Origin of the sequence: Haloglomus halophilum (genome assembly GCF_024298885.1) — an archaeon.
Classification (GTDB): Archaea; Halobacteriota; Halobacteria; order Halobacteriales; family Haloarculaceae; genus Haloglomus; species Haloglomus halophilum.
Window position 1 is genome coordinate 541980 of sequence record NZ_CP101166.1, and the last position, 22800, is coordinate 564779.

26 protein-coding genes are annotated in these 22800 nt (G+C 69.5%); 8 read left to right on the forward strand and 18 right to left on the reverse strand.

From position 1 onward, the window contains the following. Window positions 1–71: 71 nt before the first annotated feature. The 6 genes from NL114_RS02675 to NL114_RS02700 form a co-directional block, all read right to left on the reverse strand. Entirely contained in the window at window positions 72–716 is a 645-nt protein-coding gene (locus tag NL114_RS02675; RefSeq protein ID WP_254823261.1) for a DUF7529 family protein, read from the reverse strand. A gap of 76 nt (window positions 717–792) precedes the next feature. Beyond that, on the reverse strand, window positions 793–1986 hold the full coding sequence (locus NL114_RS02680; RefSeq protein ID WP_254823262.1) for a hypothetical protein: 1194 nt from the start codon (window positions 1984–1986) through the stop codon (window positions 793–795). Window positions 1987–1992: 6 nt separating this feature from the next. Beyond that, on the reverse strand, window positions 1993–2526 hold the full coding sequence (locus tag NL114_RS02685) for a DUF6114 domain-containing protein (RefSeq protein ID WP_254823263.1): 534 nt from the start codon (window positions 2524–2526) through the stop codon (window positions 1993–1995). Between the two features lie 2 nt (window positions 2527–2528). Beyond that, window positions 2529–3176 (reverse strand): hypothetical protein, encoded by a 648-nt coding sequence (locus NL114_RS02690; RefSeq protein ID WP_254823264.1) that lies wholly within the window; start codon window positions 3174–3176, stop codon window positions 2529–2531. A 277-nt stretch (window positions 3177–3453) separates the two neighbouring features. Continuing rightward, a complete protein-coding gene (locus tag NL114_RS02695) occupies window positions 3454–4104 on the reverse strand; it encodes a helix-turn-helix domain-containing protein (protein ID WP_254823265.1) in 651 nt (216 codons plus the stop codon). 48 nt (window positions 4105–4152) lie between these two features. Further along, a complete protein-coding gene (locus NL114_RS02700; RefSeq protein ID WP_254823266.1) occupies window positions 4153–5505 on the reverse strand; it encodes a dihydroorotase in 1353 nt (450 codons plus the stop codon). Between the two features lie 82 nt (window positions 5506–5587). Here NL114_RS02700 and NL114_RS02705 point away from each other — a divergent pair, with 82 nt between their 5' ends. Beyond that, window positions 5588–6058 carry a hypothetical protein gene (locus tag NL114_RS02705; protein WP_254823267.1) on the forward strand — a complete coding sequence of 157 codons (471 nt, stop codon included), beginning with the start codon at window positions 5588–5590 and terminating at the stop codon, window positions 6056–6058. A gap of 71 nt (window positions 6059–6129) precedes the next feature. Further along, entirely contained in the window at window positions 6130–6762 is a 633-nt protein-coding gene (locus NL114_RS02710; protein ID WP_254823268.1) for a TetR/AcrR family transcriptional regulator, read from the forward strand. Window positions 6763–6770: 8 nt separating this feature from the next. Here NL114_RS02710 and NL114_RS02715 read toward each other — a convergent pair whose 3' ends face one another. The 4 genes from NL114_RS02715 to aspS all read right to left on the reverse strand — a co-directional run bounded on the left by NL114_RS02715 (window position 6771) and on the right by aspS (window position 9861). Next, the gene (locus NL114_RS02715; protein WP_254823269.1) at window positions 6771–7496 is read right to left on the reverse strand and encodes a DUF2306 domain-containing protein; all 726 of its coding nucleotides are present in this window, start codon (window positions 7494–7496) and stop codon (window positions 6771–6773) included. Further along, entirely contained in the window at window positions 7426–7881 is a 456-nt protein-coding gene (locus NL114_RS02720; protein ID WP_254823270.1) for an SHOCT domain-containing protein, read from the reverse strand. Before NL114_RS02720 ends, NL114_RS02715 begins: the two co-directional genes overlap by 71 nt. Next, on the reverse strand, window positions 7878–8441 hold the full coding sequence (locus tag NL114_RS02725) for a DUF4188 domain-containing protein (protein WP_254823271.1): 564 nt from the start codon (window positions 8439–8441) through the stop codon (window positions 7878–7880). The genes NL114_RS02720 and NL114_RS02725 overlap by 4 nt, the downstream gene beginning before the upstream one ends. A 115-nt stretch (window positions 8442–8556) precedes the next feature. Next, window positions 8557–9861 carry an aspartate--tRNA(Asn) ligase gene (gene aspS, locus NL114_RS02730; protein ID WP_254823272.1) on the reverse strand — a complete coding sequence of 435 codons (1305 nt, stop codon included), beginning with the start codon at window positions 9859–9861 and terminating at the stop codon, window positions 8557–8559. A gap of 1205 nt (window positions 9862–11066) precedes the next feature. On the opposite strand from aspS, the gene NL114_RS02735 reads away from it, so the two are divergent. Then, complete coding sequence (locus NL114_RS02735) at window positions 11067–11786, forward strand: phosphoglycerol geranylgeranyltransferase (RefSeq protein ID WP_254823273.1); 720 nt, start codon at window positions 11067–11069, stop codon at window positions 11784–11786. Between the two features lie 133 nt (window positions 11787–11919). Continuing rightward, the gene (locus NL114_RS02740; RefSeq protein ID WP_254823274.1) at window positions 11920–12555 is read left to right on the forward strand and encodes a helix-turn-helix domain-containing protein; all 636 of its coding nucleotides are present in this window, start codon (window positions 11920–11922) and stop codon (window positions 12553–12555) included. A gap of 57 nt (window positions 12556–12612) precedes the next feature. Here the strand turns inward: NL114_RS02740 and NL114_RS02745 are convergent, their stop codons facing one another. From NL114_RS02745 to NL114_RS02775, 7 genes are all read right to left on the reverse strand, one after another. Beyond that, window positions 12613–15114: a DNA topoisomerase I gene (locus NL114_RS02745; RefSeq protein WP_254823275.1), complete on the reverse strand. Its 2502-nt coding sequence runs from the start codon at window positions 15112–15114 to the stop codon at window positions 12613–12615. A gap of 253 nt (window positions 15115–15367) precedes the next feature. Further along, window positions 15368–15652: a DUF3194 domain-containing protein gene (locus NL114_RS02750; protein WP_254823276.1), complete on the reverse strand. Its 285-nt coding sequence runs from the start codon at window positions 15650–15652 to the stop codon at window positions 15368–15370. Between the two features lie 10 nt (window positions 15653–15662). Further along, on the reverse strand, window positions 15663–16070 hold the full coding sequence (locus tag NL114_RS02755) for a prefoldin subunit beta (RefSeq protein ID WP_254823277.1): 408 nt from the start codon (window positions 16068–16070) through the stop codon (window positions 15663–15665). A 94-nt stretch (window positions 16071–16164) separates the two neighbouring features. Then, window positions 16165–16449 (reverse strand): KEOPS complex subunit Pcc1, encoded by a 285-nt coding sequence (locus NL114_RS02760; RefSeq protein ID WP_254823278.1) that lies wholly within the window; start codon window positions 16447–16449, stop codon window positions 16165–16167. 3 nt (window positions 16450–16452) lie between these two features. Continuing rightward, window positions 16453–16587 carry a DNA-directed RNA polymerase subunit P gene (locus tag NL114_RS02765; RefSeq protein ID WP_248653523.1) on the reverse strand — a complete coding sequence of 45 codons (135 nt, stop codon included), beginning with the start codon at window positions 16585–16587 and terminating at the stop codon, window positions 16453–16455. Between the two features lie 3 nt (window positions 16588–16590). Continuing rightward, entirely contained in the window at window positions 16591–16863 is a 273-nt protein-coding gene (locus NL114_RS02770; RefSeq protein WP_254823279.1) for an eL43 family ribosomal protein, read from the reverse strand. 83 nt (window positions 16864–16946) lie between these two features. After that, complete coding sequence (locus NL114_RS02775) at window positions 16947–17132, reverse strand: DUF7987 family protein (protein WP_254823280.1); 186 nt, start codon at window positions 17130–17132, stop codon at window positions 16947–16949. Window positions 17133–17377: 245 nt separating this feature from the next. On the opposite strand from NL114_RS02775, the gene NL114_RS02780 reads away from it, so the two are divergent. From NL114_RS02780 to NL114_RS02795, 4 genes are all read left to right on the forward strand, one after another. Continuing rightward, on the forward strand, window positions 17378–18583 hold the full coding sequence (locus NL114_RS02780; RefSeq protein ID WP_254823281.1) for an inorganic phosphate transporter: 1206 nt from the start codon (window positions 17378–17380) through the stop codon (window positions 18581–18583). Between the two features lie 103 nt (window positions 18584–18686). Next, entirely contained in the window at window positions 18687–19076 is a 390-nt protein-coding gene (gene fer / locus NL114_RS02785; RefSeq protein ID WP_254823282.1) for a ferredoxin Fer, read from the forward strand. Between the two features lie 313 nt (window positions 19077–19389). Further along, a complete protein-coding gene (locus tag NL114_RS02790; RefSeq protein ID WP_254823283.1) occupies window positions 19390–20790 on the forward strand; it encodes an outer membrane protein assembly factor BamB family protein in 1401 nt (466 codons plus the stop codon). A 76-nt stretch (window positions 20791–20866) separates the two neighbouring features. Next, on the forward strand, window positions 20867–21409 hold the full coding sequence (locus NL114_RS02795; RefSeq protein WP_254823284.1) for a DUF7384 family protein: 543 nt from the start codon (window positions 20867–20869) through the stop codon (window positions 21407–21409). Between the two features lie 18 nt (window positions 21410–21427). Here NL114_RS02795 and NL114_RS02800 read toward each other — a convergent pair whose 3' ends face one another. After that, window positions 21428–22228 carry an SDR family NAD(P)-dependent oxidoreductase gene (locus NL114_RS02800; protein ID WP_254823285.1) on the reverse strand — a complete coding sequence of 267 codons (801 nt, stop codon included), beginning with the start codon at window positions 22226–22228 and terminating at the stop codon, window positions 21428–21430. Window positions 22229–22800 lie beyond the last annotated feature (572 nt).

Genomic DNA, 22800 nt, shown 5'->3' on the forward strand with positions numbered 1-22800 from the left:
GGACCCGCCGGCACTGTTCCTCCGCGACGAGTCCGGGGCGGCGTACGGAACGCCCAGCGGCGAGTCCCGAGCTATGACTCCTCGTCGGCGTCCGTCTCGGTCCCCTCGACCGCCGACCGGTCCGACGTTCCCGGCGTTCCCTCGCGGGTCCGGGCCGTCCGGGGCATCTCGGCGCCGGGGAAGAACAGGCTCGGGTCGTCGTGGGTGAACGAGACGGTGGCGTCGTCCTCGGGTGGCGTGACGTGGGTGTAGAACGTGCCATCGACCACGGCGCGGAGCCCCTCGAGCCGGTCCTCGTCGACCGCCGCGGGGACGAAGATAGCAACCTCCGCGTCCGCGCTGTAGAGGATGGTGAGGAACTGTATCTCGCCCGGGAGGTCGGCCCGGAGGACCTCGTACTCGTCGATCTCGTGGACACTGACGATCTCGTCCAGCCCGTCGAACTCCTCGCGCCGGACGACCACGCCGACGCCGGGCTCCTCGTCGTCGATGACGCCGCTGGCCGTCGGGTGGAGGACGGCGGTCCGCCAGCCGGCCTTGCGGTGCTCCTCGGCGGACTGTTCCATCTCCAGCACGAGCTGTTTCCAGTGGTTCTCCGTGGCGCCGTCGGGGACCTCCTCCGGGTCGGCATCGCGTGACTCGCCCTGCTCGTCTGGCGACTCCACGTCAGCGGCAGGTTCATCGCCGTCGTCTGCACCCGCGGTCTCGTCGTCCATGTCCACACTCCGTGGCGGAGGTGGGAAAACCTGTTCGCCGTGGGGTCCCGACCCGGTCCACGCCCCCCGGGGCGGGTCAGAGCAGCCCGTCGTCGGAGTCGTCGCCCCCGAACAGCCACCACCCATCGTCGTCGTCCGCGGGGGTCGCGGTGGATGTGGCGGTCGGGGTCGCGGTGGACGTATCGGTTGGTGACGCGCTCGCGACGGGGGTGCCGGTCGCGGTCGGCATCGGTGCCGCGGCTGGTGTCTCCGTGGCGGTTGCCGCCGGAGCCGACGTCGAGGTCGACACGGCGGTGGCCGTCGTGGTTGGCGAACCCCTCGTCGCCGCCGACTCGGTCGTCGCCGTCGCCGTGTCCGGCGTCGGCGTGAGTCCAGCGGTCGACGTCGGGGACGGTGACGGGGGGGCCGTTACCGGCGTGTCCACGCTAGTCTCGACGGTCGATGTCGCCGTCGTCGTGGCGCCAGCGGTCGGTGCGGCCGTGGAGACACCCGTGCCCGTGGTGTGAGTGGTCGGCGTCGCGGTGGCCGCCGCCGTCCGGGTCGCCGACGCCGTGGCTGGTGGCGTGGCTGGACCGGGAGTGGGAGAGGAATCGGACGCCGCTGTGGGAGTGGGAGAGGAATCGGACGCCGCTGTCCTCGTCGTGGCGTCCGCGTCCGTGGGCGTGCGCTCCGGTACGTCGGTCTCGGCGGGAGAGGTCCCCTCTGGCGTGGCCGTTGCGCTGTCGGGAGTCCCGGTCTGGGAGAGCAGGTCACCGACGCGGAGGCCGCCGGGGTCGGGGACCGAGCCGACCTCGTCCGAGCCGGTGACGAGCTCCATCCCCCTGGCGTTCAGCACGTCGGACTCCATGTAGTAGGCCTCCAGGGTAACGGGCAGCGGCTGCGAGAGGTGGAGGCAGGCGTCGAGTTCCGCAAGCGCGTCGACGAGGTCGTTCTCGCCGTTCGTGTAGAGCATCGTCTCGTCGGTCTCGCCACGTGGGATGGCCAGCCGCATGGGTAGCTCCCCCTCGTGCCAGAGGCTGACCTCCTTCAGGACGGCGTTCTCGATGGTGACGCGGTTGCGTTCCGACGCCAGTTCCGAGGCGCAGATGCTCCCGCCGGGTTCGAGGACGATGCTCCCGGTCCGCACCGTGAACACCTCGCCGTCCGTGACGGTGGCGGGGACTCCGTCTCCGGACTGGCCCGTCGCCCGCCCGGGGAGCGCCGCGACCTGCAGGACGCTGGCAGCGACGAGGACGAGAACGAGAACGAGCGCCGCGTGGCTCCGGTCCATCCGGGGTCAGTCGGCCGTGGCCCCGCTCGAACTCGAGGGGGTCGCTGGCTCCTCGTCGGCCGAGGGATCCCAGGCGATGCAGAGGTTCCCGCCAACGATACCGACGAGCATCCCGACCACGAGTCCGCCGAGCGCACCGAAGATGGACAGGATGGACATCGCTACCCCGAGGATGCCCAGCTCACGCGAGAGGTCGGGTCGCATCAGGGCGAACACCCCCGTCAGCGCGACGAGGACGGCGAACAGCAGCCCGATGAAGGTGAACGACCCACCCACGAGCAGCAGCTCCGTCGCGAACTGCATCGGGACGTAGGCGATGACGAGCCCGGCCAGGAGCAAAAGCGCCCCGCCCAGGAACGGACGGTCGTGCCGCCACCGGTCGAACCGGGCGCGAGTCTCGGCGAGTCGCTGGTGGGTCGCGTGCAGTCGCTCCCGGGGCTCGAGCCGCGCCTCCCCGTCGTCGCCATCGTCGCCGTCGTCGCCGTCGTCGTCCGCGTCGTCGAACCACTCCTCGCGGGTGGTCGATGTGGTGTCCGACATCGTCACTGTCCGTACTGTTGTTCGTACGTCCCGTCGTCGTCGGGGTCGTACTGGATGGTGATCTTCTGTCCCGGGATGGAGATACGGTTGGTCGCCAGGTAGTGGGCGTTGATGGTGGCGTTCTTCAGCACCAGTCCGGGCTTGCCTGACGAGAGGGAGGGGTCGACGGTCTCGCCCGCCGAGGCGTTCCCCTGCGCGTCGATGGTGAACCGGTCGTTCGGGTCGCTCGCGGGCGACTCGTCGATGACCTGCTCGCGGAGAACGGCCTGGTCGGCCTGGATGCGGGACGCCTTCAGTATCTGGTTGCCCGTCGTCACCGTCCCGGTGCCGGAGATGACCATCTTCGCGTCGCCGCTCAGCCCGGGCAGGCTCTCGACGCTCAGTTCCTTGATGAGCTTCAGCCCCTCTATCTCGGAGCTCTCCAGCTCGGTGACCCCCACGGGAATCGCTTGCTTCTCGCTCGTGTCGCCGACACCCACGTAGATGTGGGCGTCCTGTCCCCGTATCTCGTCGGCCTTGACGGTGAAGCCGCCGACGCCGGCCAGCGGTACCGCGTAGGCCGTCCCGGTGTGCAGTACCAGCATCGCCACGAGGGCGACCACGCCGAGCGAGAGTCCAGTTCCCTTCGCCAGTAGTGACTTGTCGTACATGCGTAGCTCTCGGTCTCCGTCCAGTGGTCCGCCCCCGACGGATGACACGCGGGGACCGCTCGACCGCCTGCCGGGGGCGGCGAACTGAACGCTCGTTACGCCGCCCCATTTAGGAGTAGGGATTACCCCGGCTAGAGAAGGCCAATTAAAACCAGTCGGCTGTATACCCGTGAACTCGATTCCGCCGATATCAGTTGAAAGAGTACGTCTGAGATGGATAAACATCGCAGTTGTTCCTGGCAGTTTCGCCGCCATCGGTCCCGTTCCCCGTCCCCGTTCACCGGGGCGCGACCGCCGAGAGGACCGTCGCCTCGACGCGCCGGAGGTGCTCGCCGACGGTCGACATCGTCCGGTCGAGTTCGTCCGCGATGTCGGCCTGGGTCGCCTGTCGAGGTACCTCGTAGTAGCCGAGATCGAGGGCGGTGAGCAGTATCTCCTGTTGCCGGTCGGTGAGTGCGTCGAACGCGACATCGGCGCTGTGGTCGTACTCCCCGGTCTGTTCGAGCCGTACCGTGAGGTCCCTGGGGAGTTCCGGGATCACCTCTCGGATGGTCGACAGCTCCCCGATGACGACCGCCCGGACCCCGCCGCGCTCGATGCACTCGAGCGGGAGGTCCAGGATGAGTTCGTACTCGCGGAACAGCGAGAGGAGTTCGTCCATCAGGTCGCTGGTCTCGACCTGCACGTAGAGAGTGATGCGACCCCGGTCGGTGGTCAGTTGCGACTCGTGGAGGTCGGCCGCCGCGACCAGTTCCCGGACGCGGCCGACGTCACCGGCAAGCTCGTAGAGGACGACCGCTGTCCCGTCCGCCAGCCGGTGGAGGTGGGCGAGTCGCTTCCGGGTGACGCCGTCGGCCTTGGCCAGTCGCCGGTCGAACGGGTGGAGGGGCCGGTCGGTCGGGGTGAGCGAGGTCCGGACGTAACGCACGATGTTTGTGTATCAATAACAGCGTATACTCGGCTATGTGCCCATTATTTATAAGCCATCTCGGCTGCCATGGCGGACGTTCCGCCCCTGCGTCTCGGCGAAGGCGTCGGCGTCGCCGTCGTAGACCACCTCGCCGCGGAGCATCGTCCACTCGGGGAAGACACCCTCGCTGCCCTCGAACGGCGTCCAGCCACACTTCGAGTGCAGGTCCAGTCCCCGGATGGGGCGCGTCTCCGCCGGGTCGACGAGCACGAGGTCGGCGTCGCGCCCTTCCTCGATGCGGCCCTTCGACGGGAGGCCGAATATCTCTGCGGGGTTCGCCGCGGTGACATCGCGGACGCGCTCGTACGAGAGCTTCCCGTCGCCGGCCGCGACGAGCAGCAGGGGAAGTGCCGTCTCCACACCGGGCACGCCCGACGGGGCATCCCAGATGCCGGCGTCCTTCTCCTCGCGCGTGTGGGGCGCGTGGTCCGTCGCGACCACGTCGACAGTCCCGTCGGCGAGGCGCTCGAACAGCGCCTCGCGGCGGTCATCGCTCCGGAGCGGCGGGTTCATCCGACCGTACGTCCCCAGCTCGTCGAGGTCGTCACGGGAGAGAAAGAGGTGGTGTGGCGTCACCTCGCAGGTCAGCCCTGCATCGACGGCCGCGTCGACCCCCTCGGGCGTGGAGGTGTGGGCGATGTGGACGGTGGCGTCGTGGTCGGCCGCGACCTCGCCCGCGCGCTCGACCGCGGCGGCCTCGGCCTCGGGCGTGCGGTAGGCGCTCCACGCGTCGGCGTCGTCGTCGGGCCGTTCCAGTGCCTCGTCTCGCGGCTCGCTCCGCTCGCCGCTCGACCGTGTGCTGCGTGGCAGCACGCTGTCGTCGAACAGGTCGGCGTCCTCCGCGTGGACCGTAACGGCCACGTCCGCCGCGGCCGCCCGCGCGACGGCGTCGTCGAACAGGTCGGCGTCGATACCCATGTCGCCGGTCGAGTCCGCGAGGAACACCTCGCCGAGCGCGAAGAGGGGCCGGTCGAACAGCGAGTCGGGGGCCCAGTCGGCGGTGACACCGCCGTTGATGCCGTAGTCGACGGCCGAGGCGCGGGCGAACGACTCCTTCCCGTCGTAGGCGTCGCCGGTCGTCGTGGGCGGGTCGGTGTTGGGCTGGTCGACGACGGTCGTGACGCCGCCCGCGGCGGCCGCCTTCGACCCCGTGGTCCAGTCCTCCTTGTGGCCGAAGCCGGGCTGGCGGAAGTGGACGTGGACGTCGATCATCCCCGGGAGAAGCCGCTTCCCGGTGGCGACCAGCACGTCCTCGTCGTCGGCCGCCGTCAGCTCCGCGGCGACGGCTGCGATGCGCTCGCCCTCGACGCGGACGTCGCGGACGCGTCCGTCCGGGAGGGTGGCGTTCCGGATGAGCATACCCGTGGCTCGCGGGCGGGTCGCTTCGGTCTTCCGGAGTTCCCACGGAAGAGCTATGGCGCCCGTCGTCGTGTCCGCGGCCATGCCCTCCGACACCGACGGACGACGGTTCACGCGGCGTCGACTGCTCGCCGCCGGGAGCGCGGCCGCTGCGGCCGGACTCGCGGGCTGTACGCTGGGTCGCTCCTCGCAGGTCCGCTGTGGCAGTACCGGCGAGGGAGGTGGTCAGACCATCCGGACGCTCCGGGCCACGCCCGGCGAGGAGGACGCGTACCTCCTCATCGGGGTCCCGGCCTCGCAGGTTCCGGACCCGCTGGACGCGCTCCGCGTCTACGATGGTGCCGACCGGCTCGTCCACGACATCCCCGTGCAGGACACGGCGGACCTGAACCAGTGGGAGCCGGACGGCATCGGCGGCGACGAGGTCCCGTTCCCGGTCAACCTGGGCGAGCCGCCGGTCCACGGCGACTACCGGGTCGAGGCGGTTTCCGACGGGACGGTCGTGGCGGAAGCGACACTGGAGTTCAACTGCTTCGTCGACGCCCCGCGGTGAGGAGATAGGACTTCGCCGACGCCCCGCGGTGAAGAGACAGGGCTTTGTCGCCCGCTCGTGGATGGCTGACCATGTCCGGCGACGAGGCCACGAGCGACGGCGTCCCCCCCGCGGCCCGCGAGGAGGCGGTCGAGGCCGTCCGGCGGGCGCTCGCCGAGCACGGCTACGCCGGTCTCACCACGAAGAAGATCGCCGCCGAGTCCGACAAGAGCGAGGCCTTCCTCTTCTATCACTACGACAGCAAGGAGGAGCTCGTCCTCGCGTTCATGGACTGGGCGGCCGGCCGCGTGACCGACCGGCTCGAGGGGGTCGAGGGGGACCCGGTCCAGCGGCTCTACGGGCTCTGTGACGCGCTCGTCGGTGACCCCGGCGACGACGTGGAGCGCGGGACGAACGTCGCGATGATGGAGTTGCTGGCGCACGCACGGCACAACCGGGTGTTCCGGGAGCGGCTCGTCGCCTACGAGCAGGCCATCATCGACGACACCGCCGCCCTCATCCGGGACGGCATCGAGACGGGTCAGTTCCGCGAGGTCGACCCGGAGTCGACGGCGGCGTTCATCCTGACGCTGGCCGACGGCACCGTGGGCGCGGTGCAGGCGCTCGGGATGACCGAGGTCGGCGAGGGCGTTCGCGAGCGGCTGTTCGACTACCTGGAGCATCGCGTTCTCGCCGATGGGGTCGAGTCCCCCTCGCTCGACTGAGCGCGGCGTCAGGCGGCGCCGAGCCGGGCCTCGTACCGCCGGCGGAGGTAGATGAGCAGGGGCACACCGAGCAGTGTCGGCCAGAGCCATCGGACGACCGGCGGCAGGAACCCGAAGTTGACCGCCGAGAAGGCACTGACCGCGGCGATGTATCCCCCACCCATCCGGGTGACGTGCTCGCCGACCCAGTCTCCCCTGGCACGCTCGCCGCGGAACGACCGCACGTCGACGAGTGTGAACACGCCGCCGAGCGCACCGAAGACGAGCAGGACCACGCCGAACCCGCTCCCGCCGAGCAGTCGCCAGCCGCCGAGCACGAGGAGGCCGACGCTGGCCAGGCCGTACAGCCCCGCGGCGAGCCAGTCCACGGCCGCCGCGTCGTCGGCCGGGCGCTTGCGCGACAGCGCCCGGTAGCCGGAGAAGGCGAAGTAGAAACTGAACACCGCGACCAGGGAGAGGAACAGTCGGAGGAATCCCGGGTCGAACGGGTAGAGCACCAGCGCCGAGCCGGAGACGACCGCCATCGCGGCCACGAACGTCCGGCCGAACCGCCGGTGATACCACCCGCCCTTGCGGGTTCCGAACGCCCCGCCGCCCGCGAACAGGGCGAGGAACCCGGCGGCGATGTGGACGACGAGCACCGCCCGCTCGACGGCCACCATCTCACCGTACCCCGTGGTCGTCGGAACGGTCGACTTCGATGGAGGACCGGCGAGCGCCGTCGGCCCGCCCACGGACGAACTCGCGGGCCGTCGCCACGTCCTCCGTCAGGAGCAGCCGCTCCAGCCGGGCCTCGAACGCGGCCTCGTCCAGATCGCCGCTCGCGTACCGTTCGCGGAGCCGTGCCAGCGCGGCGTCCGTGCCATCGCTCGCACCAGCCTCCGCTTCGGCTCCCCGACGCCGGCCACCGCGCTCGCCGTCACGGGCACGACGACGCTTCGCGGCGCCGACCGCGACCGGCAGGACACCGCCGAACCCGACCGGGAAGACGACCCAGAACCACTCGACGTGCAGCGCGAGGAGGGTGAACGCGGTCCCGAGGGTCGCCATCGTGACGACCCCCGCGACCTCACCGGGGTCGCCGTCCGTCGGGAACGAGGGGCGGACGTGCCGGGTCACCGGCGGTCACCACCGTTCGTCGCACTCGCGCCGTCAGCGGCGACGGCCGCCGCTTCGCCGCCGGCGGTGGCGGGCGCGTCCAACCCGTCAGTCCGACCCAGCCGGCCGTCGGCCGTCTCGCGCTGGCCCGTCGCCGGGACACGGTCGGTCCCGGAGGCGGCCCCGAGTCCGGTGGCGGGCATGTTCCGGTAGACCGTCTCGTACTCGTCCTCGCGGACGAGGTAGGTCTCGTGCCAGATGCCGACCGCGCCGTCGGCGAGGTCGCCGTCGAACCGCGACCACATCGAGCGGTGTTCCTCGCCCTCGCGGGCGTAGTCCCGGAGCGCCTCGAACGATTCCCAGTACTGGACGAACTGGAACTCCCGGGGGCTCACCATCATCGACCGCGACTCCAGCAACCCGACCGGGTCGGCCTCCTGCTCCCGGACCATCCGCGGCGCGCTCAGGAACACCGGCAACCACCGGTGGACGGCCCGGAGCCGGTTGATGCGCATCCCGACGAGGAAGACGACGAAGTCACCCTCCCGCTCCGCGTGGAGCCGCTCACGATTCACGTTCATAGTACTGAGTAAGTACTCACTCAGTATAAATCTAGGTGGACACTCGGTGACACGATGCTCAGAGCAACCGCTACGGAATCGGTCGTCGAAAAAGCGGAAGCAGCCGGCAGGCCGACTACGGACTCAGCCGCTGCCGGTCTCGCGGGAACAGCACGGCCTCGCGGATGTTGGCGAGGCCCAGCATCGTCATGACCAGCCGCTCGACGCCGTACGCCCAGCCGGCGTGGGGCGGCATGCCATACTTGAACATCTTCGTGTAGTACTCGAACTGGTCGGGGTCGAGGCCCTGCTGCTCGAAGCCCGCGACGAGTTCCTCGTAGCGGTGCTCACGCTGGCCGCCCGAGACCAGTTCCATCCGCGGGTGCATCAGGTCGAAGCCCTTCGAGTACTCGGGGTCGTCGTCGTCGTCCTGGATGTAGAACGGCTTGATCTCCGCGGGCCAGTCCGTGATGAAGTAGTGCCCGCCCACGTCGTCGCCGAGCGCCTTCTCGCCCTCGGTGGGGAGGTCGTCGCCCCACACGAGGTGTTCGTCGAGTTCACCGGTCGCGTTGATGCGCTCGATGGCCTCCTCGTAGGTCAGCCGCGGGAAGCCCTCGTCGGGCACCTCGAACGCCTCGACCATGTCCAGGGTCTCCAGCTCGTCCTGACAGTTCTCCGCGACGGCCTCGTACGCGGCCATCAGGGTGCCCTCACAGACGTCCATCGCCTCGTGGTGGTCGATGAACGCGGACTCGAAGTCGATCATCGTCGCCTCGTTCAGGTGGCGCGGGGTGTTGTGCTCCTCCGCGCGGAAGATGGGCCCGACCTCGAAGACGCGCTCCAGCCCGGAGCCGACCATCAGCTGCTTGAACAGCTGCGGGCTCTGGTTCATGAACGCCTCGCGCCCGAAGTACGTGACCGGGAACAGCTCCGTCCCGCCCTCGGTCCCCGTGGCGACGATCTTCGGCGTGTTGATCTCCGTACAGCCCTCGCCGCGGAAGTAGTCACGCACCGCGCGGAGGACCTCGGCGCGGATCTCGAAGATGGCCTGCGCCTCGGGACGGCGCACGTCCAGGGTGCGGTTGTCCAGGCGGGTCGGGAGTTCGGCGTCGACCTTCCCGGAGGGGTCGAGCGGCAGCTCCGGCTCGGCGGGCGCGATGACCTCGACGGACTCGGGGACGACCTCGACGCCGGTGGGGGCGCGCTCCTCCTCCTCGACGGCGCCGGTGACCTGCACGACGGACTCGCGCGTGACCTCGGTACCCGTCTCGACGAGGTCGTCGTCCATCTCGTCCTTCTCGAACTTGACCTGTATCTTGCCGGTCGTGTCCCGGACGATGAGGAAGGCGATGCCGCCGAGGTCGCGGATCTCGTGGGCCCAGCCAGCGACCGTCACGTGGTCGCCCGGCTCGGCGTCCGCGGTGTACGTTCTGTTGTCCATATCCGTGGTTCTCGTACCGGGGCCGAAAACGTGTCGTTACCGTGTTACCTGTTCTGCGAATGCGAAGGGCGAGGGCAATCCCATAACATTCACACAAAACTCAGAAGTCAGCATATTCCCCTCATAACCTGGCCATAATTCGATAATCCTCGCAGATTGTGCGTCCCCGAGGTTCAAGTACGAGACCGCGACCAGACGCCCCGTGACCTGACGCACCGAGCGGGTCGGGGAATCCGGGCGCGGTATCGTACCGCGCCACGGTTCGGCCAGCGCGACACGACCGACCCGTCGCCGGTGGGGGTTCGTGGGCTCCCGCAGTGTCGCCTGTTCGCTAGACTGGGATGGTAGTGGTGGCGATGGAGACTTCGCTTCCCTCGCGCTCTCTCACGAACGCGACGGCAGGGACCCCTACGAAGCCCTCGCGCTCTCGACCGTCCGGGAGTCGCTGCGCTCCTCGCTCACTACGTTCGCTCCGGTGCTTGCTTCCTCCGGGACGAATCGAGAGTGCTCGCCCTTCGAGTCCACCAGGGGGCTATTTCTCGGCCGAGCGTTCGCTCGGGGTGGTTCCACCGGAGCGCTAGCGTCCCCACACCTCCCCGCGCGAGCGCTGTGGTGGCTCCGCACGGCGCTGGCGCGCCGGCTCCGCCAGTGGTGGCGCTCGCGCGCTTCCTAGTCCCGGAACCAACTGGCCGACCAGCCGCTCGGCTGGTGCGTGCTCGTCCGTCAGTCGAACTGGCGCGCGCTGGCGGCTGTGCCGCAGGCCAGCCGCCTCTACACGTGCGAGGGCCGAGAAGCGCAGCGAGCGAACGCAGTGAGCGATGCGAGCATCGCAGGCGGCTGGGGAGGCGTGAGGCTCACGGACCCGACTGACCAGCGCGCGGTCCTGGTGGAATCGAAGGGCGAGCGCTCTCGGGGAAGGCGGGTGACGCAAGCACCGTGGTTCGAGAGGCGCCGGAGGCGCCTCTCGTCATCACGAGAGAGCGCTTCGCGCTCTCTCGAACGACAGCGACCGGAGGGAGCGAGGAGCGTGGTTCGAGAGAGCAAAGCTCTCTCGTCATCCTGAAAATCTCTGATTTTCAGAGACAGCGAGCCCCCCGACCCGAGAGCGCGAGGGCTTCGGAAGCAGTTCCATCGCCACCGAGAAGCGAGACAACTGCTGCTGACCCTTCCGACACGGTTTAGTCGCGCGGTAGCCACGCCCGCGTATGAGCGGCACGCCGTGGTCCGACTGGACCCACATCACCAAGCTCGACCCGGACAAGGAGCTTGTCGAGGGCGAGACGTTCGGCGACGTCTGCGAGACCGGCACGGACGCCATCGAGATCGGCGGCACCACCGGGATGACCGAGGAGAAGATGGAGCGGGTCGTCGAGGCCTGCGTCGCCCACGACGTGCCCGTCTACATCGAGCCCTCCCATTCGGGCACCGTCGTCCACGACGAGGGGCTGGACGGCTACCTCATCCCCATCGTGTTCAACGCCGGCGATATCGCGTGGGTCACCGGCGCCCACAAGGAGTGGGTCCGGGTGGACCCCGACATCGACTGGGAGCGAACCCACACGGAGGCGTACATCGTCCTCAACCCCGACTCCTCCGTGGCGGAGTACACGCAGGCCGACTGCAACCTCGACGCCGAGGAGGTCGCAGCCTACGCCACGGCGGCCGAGCAGATGTTCGGCCAGGAGATCATCTACATCGAGTACTCGGGCATGCTCGGCGATACCGAGAAGGTCGCCGCGGGCCGCGACGCGCTCGACGAGGCCACCCTCTTCTACGGCGGCGGCATCCACGACTACGAGTCGGCCCGGACGATGGGCGAGCACGCGGACACGGTCATCGTCGGCGACCTGGTCCACGACGAGGGCGCCGACGCGGTCCGGGAGACGGTCGAGGGCGCCCGCGACGCCCAGGCCGCGACGCGGTAGACGGGAGCCCCGTTCGGCGCATCGTGTGGGACTCCCGCGGTACGCCGGCCAACGCGACACACCACCGACAGCTGTTTACGTGTCGCATCGAACCCGAGTGCATGCGGGAGTTCGACGGAGCCGGGGGCCTCGTATGAGCGTCATCGCGGAGTACCGGCTCTCCGCGGACCGGCTCGTCCTGGGGCCGACGTTCGAGACGGTTCCGGGCATCGAGCTGGAGCTGGAGCGGTCGTTCGCCACGGACCCGGACCATCCCATCCTCTTCGCGTGGGGCCGGGGACCGCTGGACGCGTTCGAACGCGCCGCGGCCGGCGACCCGACGGTCGCGGACCTGAACGTGCTGGACACCGTCGGCGAGAAGCGGCTCTACCGCATCGCCGTCGGCGACGCCACGGAGGTCGTCCTCTACCCACGGTGGGTCGAACTCGGTGCCGAACGGCTGGAGGCGTGGTACGCCGACGACTGGTGGCACTCCCGGACGCGCTTCCCGGACCGCGACGCGCTCGCCGACTACCGGACCTACCTCGACGACAACGACATCGCCTTCCAGCTGAAGCGGCTGTACGACGCCGAGCAGGCGACGGATGACGACCTCGGCCTGACGCCGGAACAGCGCGAGACGCTCGTGCTGGCCTACGAGATGGGCTACTTCGACATCCCACGGGGTACCACCACCTCGGGGCTGGCCGAGGAACTCGACATCTCGAACCAGGCCATCTCCGAGCGGCTCCGCCGTGGCTACAGCCGGCTGGTCGAACAGCTCATCTGAGCGGCCGCGCCCGACGCGAATCATCGAACGCCGGACAGCTGCTATCCCGTTCCCGCTTCAGCCCGCGCTCTCGGCCTGTTCCTGCCAGTCCCGGACGCGGTCGGCGCTCACACCCGAGACGCGGCTGGCCACGTCGTCCGGGTCGGCGGCCTGCAGGTCCGCGAGCGACTCGATGTCCGCGTCGGCCAGCTTCGCGGCGGTCTTCTCCCCCACGCCGTCGAGGTCGTCCAGGTCCCGGGTCGCCCGGCGCGCCTGGAACTCCTCGAAGTTGCAGATGGGACAGCCAAGCTCCCACGGGTCGCCGTCGCCGTCGTGGATGACCAGCTCCGGCAGGTCGTGGTCGGGACAGAACTCGCCGGTCACCTCGATGTCGCCGCGCCGGGGCAGCGGCAGCGAGTAATCGCAGTCGGGGTAGCGCGTACATCCCACGAGCCGGCTCCCGCTCTGGAGGTGCTTGATGGCGAGTTCGCCGCCCTCGTCCTCGCCACACTCCGGACAGGCGCCGATGACCTCGTCCTCCTGGGCGTCGGCCTCCTCGGCCTTGCAGATGGGACAACCGTGGACGAACGTCGACCGGCCGGCGAGCATCTTCACGTGCCGCAGGTCGTGCTCCCCACACGATTCCTCCATCACCGTCGGCTCGCCCGAGGAGGGGAGCTGGTAGGTGTTCTCGCAGTCCGGGTACCCCTCGCAGCCGACGAAGTACGACCCGCGCCGCGACCGCCGGACGATGAGCGTCTCGCCGCACTCCGGACAGGGGCCGAGCCGCTTGTCGTCCTTCAGCGCCTCGCGCAGGTGCTCGCCGATGGCCTCGCGGGACTCGTGGAGTTCGTCGAACACCCGGTTCAGCATCTCCCGGGACTCGTCGGTCACGTCGTCCAGCGTCGCCTCGCCGTTGGCGATGGCCGTCATATCCTGCTCCAGTTGCTGGGTCATCGCCTCGTCGACGACGAGGTCGGCGAACTCCTCGGCCGCCTCGACGACCGCCATCGCCAGCCGCGTCGGGCGCGGCGGGTCGTCCTCGATGTAGCCGCGGCTGTAAAGTTTCTCCAAAGTGTTATGTCGAGTACTTTTTGTTCCGATTCCGAGACTTTCCATCGTCTCGATGAGCCGGGACTGCCCGCGCCGGCGCGGCGGCTGGGTCTGCTTGGCCTCCAGCCGCGCGTCCGTCAGGTCGAGTTCCTCGCCCTCGTCTACGTCGGGGACCAGGTTCTCGTCCGAGGAGGCGTACGGGTAGACATCGAGGTAGCCCGGTTCCAGCAGGCGCTTCCCGTTGGCCTTCAGCTGGCAGCCGTTCGCCTCGACCGTGACGCGGAGGTGCTCCCACTCCGCCGGGTCCGCGCAGGTCGCGAGGAACCGCCGGACGACGAGTTCGTACACCTCCCACTCGTCGTCGCCGATGTCGACCTTGCCCGGCACCTCCCCGGTGGGGTGGATGGGCGGATGGTCGGTCGTCTCGGTGTCGCCGCGCGTCGGCTCGATGTCCGCGTCGCCGTCGAGCAGCGAGGCGGCGTCCTCCCCGAACGCGCCCGTGTCGGCGAGCGTCGCCAGCAGGTCCTCGGGGTCGAGGTCCTCCGGGTAGACGGTGTTGTCCGTCCGGGGGTAGGTGATGTAGCCAGCCGTGTACAGCTCCTCGGCGATGCTCATCGCGCGGCCGGCACCGTAGCCCAGCGAACTCGCCGCGCGGATGAACTGGGTCGTGTTGAACGGCGCCGGCGGGTCGTCGGTGCGCGTGCGGCGGCGGACGCCCGTGACGGTCGCGCTCGACGCCGTCGAGAGCCGGGCGTACGCGTCGTCGGCGTCGCCCTCGTTCCAGACGCGCTCGTTCTCGGTGCCGTCCTCGCCCTCGTAGAAGTACTGCGCCTCGAACTCGACCGCGTCCTTGTGCAGGTCTGCGAACAGCTCCCAGTAGTCGTCGGGGTCGAACGCCTCGATCTCGCGCTCGCGGTCGACGATGAGCTTCAGCGTCGGGCTCTGGACCCGCCCGACGGAGATGAAGTCCTCGCCGAGTTGGCCAGCCGACAGCGAGAGGAACCGCGTCAGGGCAGCACCCCACAGCAGGTCGATGATCTGCCGGGCCTCGCCCGCGGCCGCGAGGTCGAAGTCCAGCTCGTCCGGGTTCTCGAACGCCTCCTTCACCTCGCGCTCGGTGATGGAGGAGAACCGGACCCGCTGGATGGGGATGGAGGCCACCTCGTCGACGAGTTCGTAGGCCTCCTTCCCGATGAGCTCGCCCTCGCGGTCGTAGTCGGTCGCGATGACCGCCTCGTCCGCCTCGCGCGCGAGCTGCTGGAGGGTGCGGACGATGTTCTCCTGGGTCGGGCGCTTCTCGATGTCGGCGTGCAGCAGTTCGACCGGCCGGACATCGCGCCAGTCGTCGTACTCCGGCGGGAAGTCCACCCCGACGACGTGCCCTGACAGCCCGACGCAGACGGTCTCACCGCCGGCCCACTGGTAGACGTTGACCCCATTGCGCCGGTCGGTCCCGGCCGAGCCGTCGCTGAGGATATCGGCGATGCGCCGCGCGGCGTTGTCCTTCTCGGTGATGATCAGTTCCACGCGCGCTCACCCCCTCGGCAGGCAGCCGACCTGGTCTCGCTCGTACTCATTACCGCCCCGTAGCCGCCACCGGTTGCTAAACGTTTCGGGCGAAATCGCCGGACAGCGCGGGTGTGCGTGCGGACGGGCGTCCGAGCGCGCCGCGGCCGCGTGTCCGGGGGCGCGCCGGACGCGAGCGTGTGGGGCGGGTGAGTGGGCGCCCGGGCCCGCACCCGGACACGCGCGCGAGGACTACTTCGTACTCGGCGAACAGTTACTCGTACTCGTACTCGGCGAACAGTTCGTCGACGGCCGACTGTGCGGCGAGCGCGGCGTCGTCGGCGACCTGTTCCGGGTCGAGGTCACCCTCGGCGTCGGGCGCGTTGAGGTAGACGTCCACCTCCAGCACGCCGTCCTCGAAGGTGACGGTCACGTCGAGGTCGCGGACCTCGGACTGCTTGAACCGCGAGAGGACGAGCCCCTCGGCGGCCTCCGAGGCGGTGTTCACGACGGCCTCGTCGCTGGGGGCGTCGGTGTCGTCGGTCGAGGAATCGGTCACGGTCGGGCGTTCAGTCGCCGCCTGCGCCCGGGCCGCCCGGTCCCATCGGGCCGCCGCCACCGGGGCCGCCGGCGCCGCCCTGGAGCAGCTGCTGGAGCTCCTCCTGGAGGTCCTCGAACTGCTCTCGGACGCGCTCCTCCTGCTTCTCGAGGGTCTCGACGCGGATCTCCAGCGAGTCGACCTTCTCCTCCAGCTCGTCGTACGCCTCGTCGTACTCGCTCTTCACGAGGAGTTCGCCGACCTCGCGGTAGATCTCGGTGTCATCCTCGACATCGTCGAGCGCCTCGAGGGCGTTCTCGGACTCGCGGAGGGTGGTCTCGGCCTGCTGCTTCTGGGCCGCGACCTGCTGTGCGGTCTCCTGGAGGTCCTGTAGCTCTTCGAGCTTCTCCTGGGCCTCCGGCGGAAGGTTACCCTGCATACCTGTCGGCTCGGGTTCGCCCGTGAAAAACCCCCGCTTCTCGGGCTCACGGCGACCCCACCCATCGCGACCCGCGGCCGGGCGACCCAGCTGGTCACTCCAGTGCCGCCGCTCGGGTGCGGTCAGCCACGTCGACCAGAGAGGTCCACGTGTTCAGCCCGGCCCGGAGCGCGGTCAGGTCGGCCGCCCGGACCGTCACACGGACGGTGCTCCCCTCGCGAGCGACGGCCGCGGTGCTGCGGTCGCCGTCGATGCGGTCGATGTCCTGCCGGAGGCTGGTCGTGACCAGCGCGGCCGCTTCGGGGTCGTCGTAGGAGCAGTCGAGAACGGTCTCGTGTGGGAACCGGTCGCCGGGCGGGGTGTCAGCGGCGTCGGGCACCTGTCAGTGAACGTCGATCTCTTTCACGTCACGGCTCCGCTCCTTCAGCAGGACGCGGTGGCCACAGTACGGACAGCGGACGCCGCCGTACTCGTCCAGTTCGACGTCGCGCTTGCAGCGGGAGCACTTGTAGCTCATCGGTTATGCTTCGTCGGCTTCCTCGCCACCGGACAGAGCCGCGCGGAGCGAGCGGCGGACCGTCTTGCCCGCGGGGGTCTGGGCGCGGTAGGCGCCACCGGTGAACTTCTCGCCCGTCTCCTCGTCCACCCAGATGCCGGTGCCGACGCGCTTGACATCGTTGCCGTCGACCGTCGCACTGTTCGTGTCAGCCTCGATCTCGGCGACGCGGCGACGCGAGACACGTCCGTAGCGCGCACCGAAACGGCCCGCACTACCCGTCTTGCTCTTGGCCATAGTACCCGACCGTGCGGCCCTCGCCCGTATAAGCCCTGCGAGTTCGAGTACGGCGGGCCAGCGCGGAGCCGCCGGTCACGACATCAGTCGGCGCCCGCATCCTCGCGCCGGTCGAGATAGTCGTTCAGGAGGAGGGGCGAGACGACGCCGACGCCGAGGATGATGGCGGAGACGGCCCAGCTCGGTGCGTCGAACTGCAACGCGGCGTACGCGGAGAGGAGGGCGAACACGATGAACGCGATGCCGATCCGGTTCTCGCGGGAGAGCACACCGGGAGCACGGGACCGAGCCAGGAAAGGGTTTCTCGGCGCCGAGCTGAGCCCTCCGAACCCCATTCGCTACGGAACCCGACATCGACTGTACGCGAATCTCGGACCTTATGCCCCCACTACGAATATTACGGCCACATTTAGGATGCAACAGAAAATACAACTCGACGAGGGAACGTTTCCAGTAGATGTCTCGGTATGTCGAAGGAGTACCGCTTAACTGCAATCGTCTCGAAGCCCGCGCCGTGATAGCGCCGCTCCTCGTCGTGGGGTTGCTGGTCGCGGCGTTCGTCGGCTTCAACATCGGCGGCTCCTCGACCGGCGTCGCCTTCGGTCCAGCCGTCGGTAGCGACACGGTCTCGAAGACCGCAGCCGCCGGCCTGATGACCGCGTTCGCCCTGCTCGGCGGCTACACCGTCGGGAAGAACGTCATCCGGACGATGGGCGGTGAGATCGTCCCGGCCTCGAAGTTCACGCTGGCTGCCTCGGTCGCCGTGCTGTTCTTCGTCGGGCTGGCGCTGCTGGTGTCGAACCTGTTCGGCGTCCCCGCCTCCACGTCGATGACCGCCGTCGGCGCCATCGCCGGACTGGGTGTCGCCACGGATTCCATCGTCTGGCCCGTCATGGGCCGCATCGTCTCGTGGTGGCTGGTCGCCCCCATCGCCGCGTTCTGGGTCTGTGCGGTCATCGGGCGCTACCTCTACCCGTACCTCGACGCGAAGGTACCGCTCGACTCGGCCGGCGGCGTCATCGAACGGCGCTACGCGGGCCCGGTCCCGTACCCCGCCCGCGCGCCCGGCGCCGCGATGAAGGACGTCGTCGGCGTCGTCCTCGTCGTCGCCATCGCCTGCTACATGGCCTTCTCCGCCGGCGCGTCGAACGTCGCGAACGCGGTCGCACCGCTGGTCGGGAGCGAGGCCATCAGGCCGAACACCGGCGTCCTCCTCGCGGGCGGCGCCATCGGCGTCGGCGCGTTCACCATCGCACGCCGGACGCTGGACACGGTCGGCAACGACCTGACGGACCTGCCGCTGCTGGCCGCGCTCATCGTGGAGACGGTGGCGGCCTCGCTCATCACCTTCCTGTCGTTCATCGGCATCCCCGCCTCGCTCGCGGTGTCGGCGACGATGTCCATCGTCGGCCTCGGGTGGGGCCGTGCCACCCGGACGACGACGCTCTCGGAGGCCGCCGGCGCGGCGATGGCCGGCGAGGAGCCGACCGCGACGGCCCGCGTGGACGCACTGGCCGCGGACGGACAGGGCGGCAGTGGCGGGGACGGCACCGAGACGCAGGCCGTGCCCCGCATCGGCGAGGAGGACCCCGACGACCTCGCCGCCACGGAGCTGTTCGACCCCGCCACCACCGGCCGCGTCATCGTCCTCTGGATCATGACCCCCTCCATCTCCGCGGCGGCCTCGTTCCTCCTCTTCGAGTACGCCCCGTTCTTCTGAGATAGCCACCCCGAACCGGCTTCCGGTCGACAAACGTCCAGCAAACCGGTTTAGGGCCGCCTAACAGTAGCTTTGAAGGTAGGGGCGGGCGTACCGGTGAGCGATGCCTACAGTAGAATACCTCAACTACGAGGTCGTCGAGGACAACGGCTGGGATATGTACGACGACCCCGTCTTCGACGAGGCCGCGGACATGAGCCTCGACGACGAGGACTACGGCGAGCTGGACGTCAACGAGGGCGAGTACATCCTCGAGGCCGCCGAGGCCCAGGGCTACGACTGGCCCTTCTCGTGCCGGGCCGGCGCGTGTGCGAACTGCGCCGCCATCGTCCTCGAGGGCGACATCGACATGGACATGCAGCAGATCCTCTCCGACGAGGAGGTCGACGAGAAGAACGTCCGCCTGACCTGCATCGGGTCGCCCGCGGCCGACACCGTCCGCATCGTCTACAACGCCAAGCATCTGGACTACCTCCAGAACCGCGTCATCTAGCGCCGCGTCTCCCGTCTTCGAGTCGAGAAGCCGTCCTGCAGTCACAACCGCAGCAGCGGGCTATGCGACGCGCCCAACGGGGCCGCGCCGTCGGCCGCCACGGCTGTATTATCTTCGCGCGCAGCACTCACCACACATGGACTGGGCCGACCTGTTCGACCGGGGCGACGAGTACGGCGTCAGCGTCGCAGCCGTCCGCGAATCGCTCGCCGTACAGCGAGAAGAACGCTCGTAGCTCAACAGCCCCAGCACGCCGAGGCGTCGGTTCGGGTGAACTAACTACAGGGGACTGGAACTCCGAGTGAACCAAACGATGAGTCAGCAGGAGGCGGGAACGATGGCGTGGAGGACTCGTCTCGTCGAGGCACGACACGAGGTGCGGGGCTCGCCGACGGTGGTCGATGGAACGGTCTTCGTGGGGTGCAGCGACCGTCTGTGCGCCATCGACGCCGACACGGGCGAGCAGCGATGGCAGTTCCGCCCGAACGTCCAGGGGAAGGGGCTGGTCTCCTCGGCTGCGGTGGTCGGCGATGTCGTCTGTGCCAACTTCGAACACTTCAACCAGAAAGAGCGCCTGTACGCGGTCGATATCGCCACCGGCGAGCAGCGGTGGGAGTTCGCCGAGCAGTCCCTCGGCATCGAGGGGTCGCCGACGGCCGCCGACGGGACCGTCTACGTGGCGGGGGAGAACCACGGGACGGAAGGGGACACACTGTACGCGCTCGACGCCGACACCGGCAGGGTGCAGTGGCGGTTCAACCGGCGGGACGTGGGCTGGACGGGCGCGTCGCCGACGGTGGCTGACGGAGCCGTCTACATCAGCGGGGACTCGACGTACGGCCTGTACGCGGTCGACGCCGCTACGGGCAGCGAGGAGTGGACCTTCGAGGAGTCGGAGTGGGCCCCGTACTCGTCGCCGACGGTGGCCGACGGAACGGTCTACTTCGCAAGCAAGGACCTGTACGCAGTCGACGCCGACACCGGGCGCGAGGAGTGGACGTTCACCGGTACCGATGACGGGACCTACTCGTCGCCGACGGTGTACGCAGGGACGGTCTACATCGGAAGCCCCGACGGGACGCTCTTCGCCGTCTCGGCGACCTCGGGACACCGGGAGTGGACGTTCACGGTTCCGACCGGGCTGCGCCGCAGCTCCCCGACGGCTGCCGACGGGACGGTCTACATCAACGGGACGGACGGCGGCGTGTACGCGCTCGATGCCGACACCGGCGCGCAGGAGTGGACCTGCTCGCGGGTCGCCGGTGCCAACAGGTCCTCACCGACCGTGGTCGACGGGACGCTGTACGCCGGGACGAACGGCGGCCAGGTGGTCGCCGTCAGAGCCGCCGGCACCAGCGAGGGGTCGCGGGTGCTGCTCGGCACGCTGGGCCATCACCACCGACGGGCGACCGACGACCCGACGTTCGGCGCCGGACGCTCGCTTCCCGGGTCGGACCTGGCCTCGACGGTCCGTTCGGCCGTCGGCGACCTCGTGACGTCGGACGACGGGGACACGACGATGGGGACGGCAACCGAGACGGCGACGGGGCGCGACGACGCGGAAGCACCCGGCGACGCGGAAGCACCCGACGACGCGACCACCGAGACTGGTGTCGGGGACGACCGCTCGACGGCACCCTGCCCCACCTGTGGCGAGGCGGTCGAGGAAGGGGACGGGCCGACCTTCTGTCCGGCGTGTGGCACCCGGATGTGAGCCGTCGCCGGGTCACCGCGGCGCCGCCCGGGATGGGACCCCATCGTTTATCGCCGTCCTCGTCCCCACGGCTGGCATGGACCGGACCGAGCGCCCGAACCCCGCCCGCGTCGTGGCCGACGCCGACGTGCTCGCGGCCGACCTGCTGTGTGGCGGGCCGGCCGACGCCACGCCCGACGCGGAGCGGCTCGACGCAGCCGGCGACGGCGCCGCGGCCCGTGCCGCGCTCGACCAGCTCCGTGCACACTCGTGGGCGACGCTGGTCGCTACCGAGACGCTGCTCGACGACGCGGAGGCCGTCATCGTCGACCTCGCGGACCCCGGGCTGGCGGCGGACTGGCGCGAGCGCATCGGGGACTGGGCCACGGTCGTCGACCCCAGCGCCGGCGGTCAGCCTGCACTCGTGGCAGCCCACGCCGGCCCTGCAGCACACATTCTCACCTTCGAGGAATCACTCGCGAGCGCGGGCTCGGGCGCGAACCTCCGCAAGCATCTCGACGTCTCGGTGCGGCACCCCCGCGCGTTCGCCCGGGTGTTCGACGCCGCCGCGCTGTGGGCCGCCGTCCACGACGCCGCCCCCGACGAGTATCCGGGGCCGGACCGGGACCCGCGGGCGTGACCACTGCCCAGAACCAACTCAGGCCTCGTTCAGGCTCCGTGACAGCTTCCGCACCGTCGAGCGCGGGAGGAGCGGTACCACGCGGGAGAGGACCTTCAGGTCCGTCCCGGTGACGACGACCGCCTCCCCGTCGTGGACACCCTCGTAGCCAGCCTCGGCGACATCGACCGCGTCCTGCCAGTTGATGCTCATCAGCCCGTCGTGCTCGCCGCCGCCGATGGGGGCGTCCTCGTTCTCGGCGCGTGCCTGGAACTCCGTCTCCACGGGCCCGGGGCAGAGCGCCGTCACGGTCACCCCGTCCTCCTTCAGCTCCTCGTGGAGCGCCTCCGAGAACGAGAGCAGGTACGCCTTGCTGGCGTAGTAGACGGCCATGAACGGCCCGGGCTGGAACGCCGCCGAGGAGGCGACGTTGAGGATACGGCCGTCACCGCGCTCGACCATGTCCGCGCCGAACAGTTTGGTGAGGTGCGACGGCGTCGTGATGTTGAGCTCTATCTGCAGCAGGTCCCGGTCGGCGGGGATGTCGGTGTACTTGCCCTGTGTACCGATGCCGACGTTGTTGACGAGCGTGTCCACCTCGATGCCCCGCTCCTCCGTGACCTCCTCGTACAGGTCTTCGCGGTTCTCCCGAGTTCCGAGGTCGGTCGGGACGACGTGGGCGGTGCTACCGTACTGCTCGAACTCGTTGGCGGCCTCCTGGAGTTTCTCCTCCCGGCGCGCGACGAGGACGAGGTCGTAGCCGTTCCGGGCGAATTCCTCGGCGATCGCGCGACCGATTCCGGCCGAGGCACCCGTCACGAGCGCGGTTCCGTGTGGCATGTGTGGGTCGTTCGGCGTGTGGTGCGCGTATAGTTCTGACCTCTCGCGTGCAGCAGGGCGGGATAGTCGAGGTGGCGAGCCCGGTCTCCCCGACGACGACGGAGACAGCTGAGCCGACGACGACGGAGACAGCTGAGCCGACGACGACGGAGACAGCTGAGCCGACGACGACGGAGACACCTGCGAAGCCCTCGTGCGCCCCGTTCCCCCGGCCAAGGGGCGGTTGGTCGGTCGACTGGTTCCGAACAGAGGAAGCGCGCGAGCGCGCTCCGACCGAGCCTCCCGAGCGAAGCGAGGGGGCGAGGCCTCACGCCGCGCTCGCGCGGGGAGGTTCGGGGACACTCTGCTCGTCCGGGACCACCATGCGCGAGCGCTCGGACGGACACCCGAATCCTGGTGGAATCGAAGGGCGAGCGCTCTCGATCCGTCCCCGGCGACGTAAGGACCGCAGGGAGCGCAGCGACCGAGGACCACAGCGAGCCGCGGGCGGTCGAGAGCGCGAGGGCTTCGTAGCAGTCTCCGACCCGTCACGCACCCCCGACCACGCCACCGACGTATCCCCGTGCCACCCA

What these genes read in the sequence shown, in the direction of transcription:
- NL114_RS02675 (WP_254823261.1), bottom strand. Translation starts at nt 716, where the DNA reads ATGGACGACGAGACCGCGGGTGCAGACGACGGCGATGAACCTGCCGCT.
- NL114_RS02680 (WP_254823262.1), bottom strand. Translation starts at nt 1,986, where the DNA reads ATGGACCGGAGCCACGCGGCGCTCGTTCTCGTTCTCGTCCTCGTCGCT.
- NL114_RS02685 (WP_254823263.1), bottom strand. Translation starts at nt 2,526, where the DNA reads ATGTCGGACACCACATCGACCACCCGCGAGGAGTGGTTCGACGACGCG.
- NL114_RS02690 (WP_254823264.1), bottom strand. Translation starts at nt 3,176, where the DNA reads ATGTACGACAAGTCACTACTGGCGAAGGGAACTGGACTCTCGCTCGGC.
- NL114_RS02700 (WP_254823266.1), bottom strand. Translation starts at nt 5,505, where the DNA reads ATGCTCATCCGGAACGCCACCCTCCCGGACGGACGCGTCCGCGACGTC.
- NL114_RS02705 (WP_254823267.1), top strand. Translation starts at nt 5,588, where the DNA reads ATGCCCTCCGACACCGACGGACGACGGTTCACGCGGCGTCGACTGCTC.
- NL114_RS02710 (WP_254823268.1), top strand. Translation starts at nt 6,130, where the DNA reads ATGTCCGGCGACGAGGCCACGAGCGACGGCGTCCCCCCCGCGGCCCGC.
- NL114_RS02725 (WP_254823271.1), bottom strand. Translation starts at nt 8,441, where the DNA reads ATGAACGTGAATCGTGAGCGGCTCCACGCGGAGCGGGAGGGTGACTTC.
- aspS (WP_254823272.1), bottom strand. Translation starts at nt 9,861, where the DNA reads ATGGACAACAGAACGTACACCGCGGACGCCGAGCCGGGCGACCACGTG.
- NL114_RS02735 (WP_254823273.1), top strand. Translation starts at nt 11,067, where the DNA reads ATGAGCGGCACGCCGTGGTCCGACTGGACCCACATCACCAAGCTCGAC.
- NL114_RS02740 (WP_254823274.1), top strand. Translation starts at nt 11,920, where the DNA reads ATGAGCGTCATCGCGGAGTACCGGCTCTCCGCGGACCGGCTCGTCCTG.
- NL114_RS02755 (WP_254823277.1), bottom strand. Translation starts at nt 16,070, where the DNA reads ATGCAGGGTAACCTTCCGCCGGAGGCCCAGGAGAAGCTCGAAGAGCTA.
- NL114_RS02765 (WP_248653523.1), bottom strand. Translation starts at nt 16,587, where the DNA reads ATGAGCTACAAGTGCTCCCGCTGCAAGCGCGACGTCGAACTGGACGAG.
- NL114_RS02770 (WP_254823279.1), bottom strand. Translation starts at nt 16,863, where the DNA reads ATGGCCAAGAGCAAGACGGGTAGTGCGGGCCGTTTCGGTGCGCGCTAC.
- fer (WP_254823282.1), top strand. Translation starts at nt 18,687, where the DNA reads ATGCCTACAGTAGAATACCTCAACTACGAGGTCGTCGAGGACAACGGC.
- NL114_RS02790 (WP_254823283.1), top strand. Translation starts at nt 19,390, where the DNA reads ATGAGTCAGCAGGAGGCGGGAACGATGGCGTGGAGGACTCGTCTCGTC.
- NL114_RS02795 (WP_254823284.1), top strand. Translation starts at nt 20,867, where the DNA reads ATGGACCGGACCGAGCGCCCGAACCCCGCCCGCGTCGTGGCCGACGCC.
- NL114_RS02800 (WP_254823285.1), bottom strand. Translation starts at nt 22,228, where the DNA reads ATGCCACACGGAACCGCGCTCGTGACGGGTGCCTCGGCCGGAATCGGT.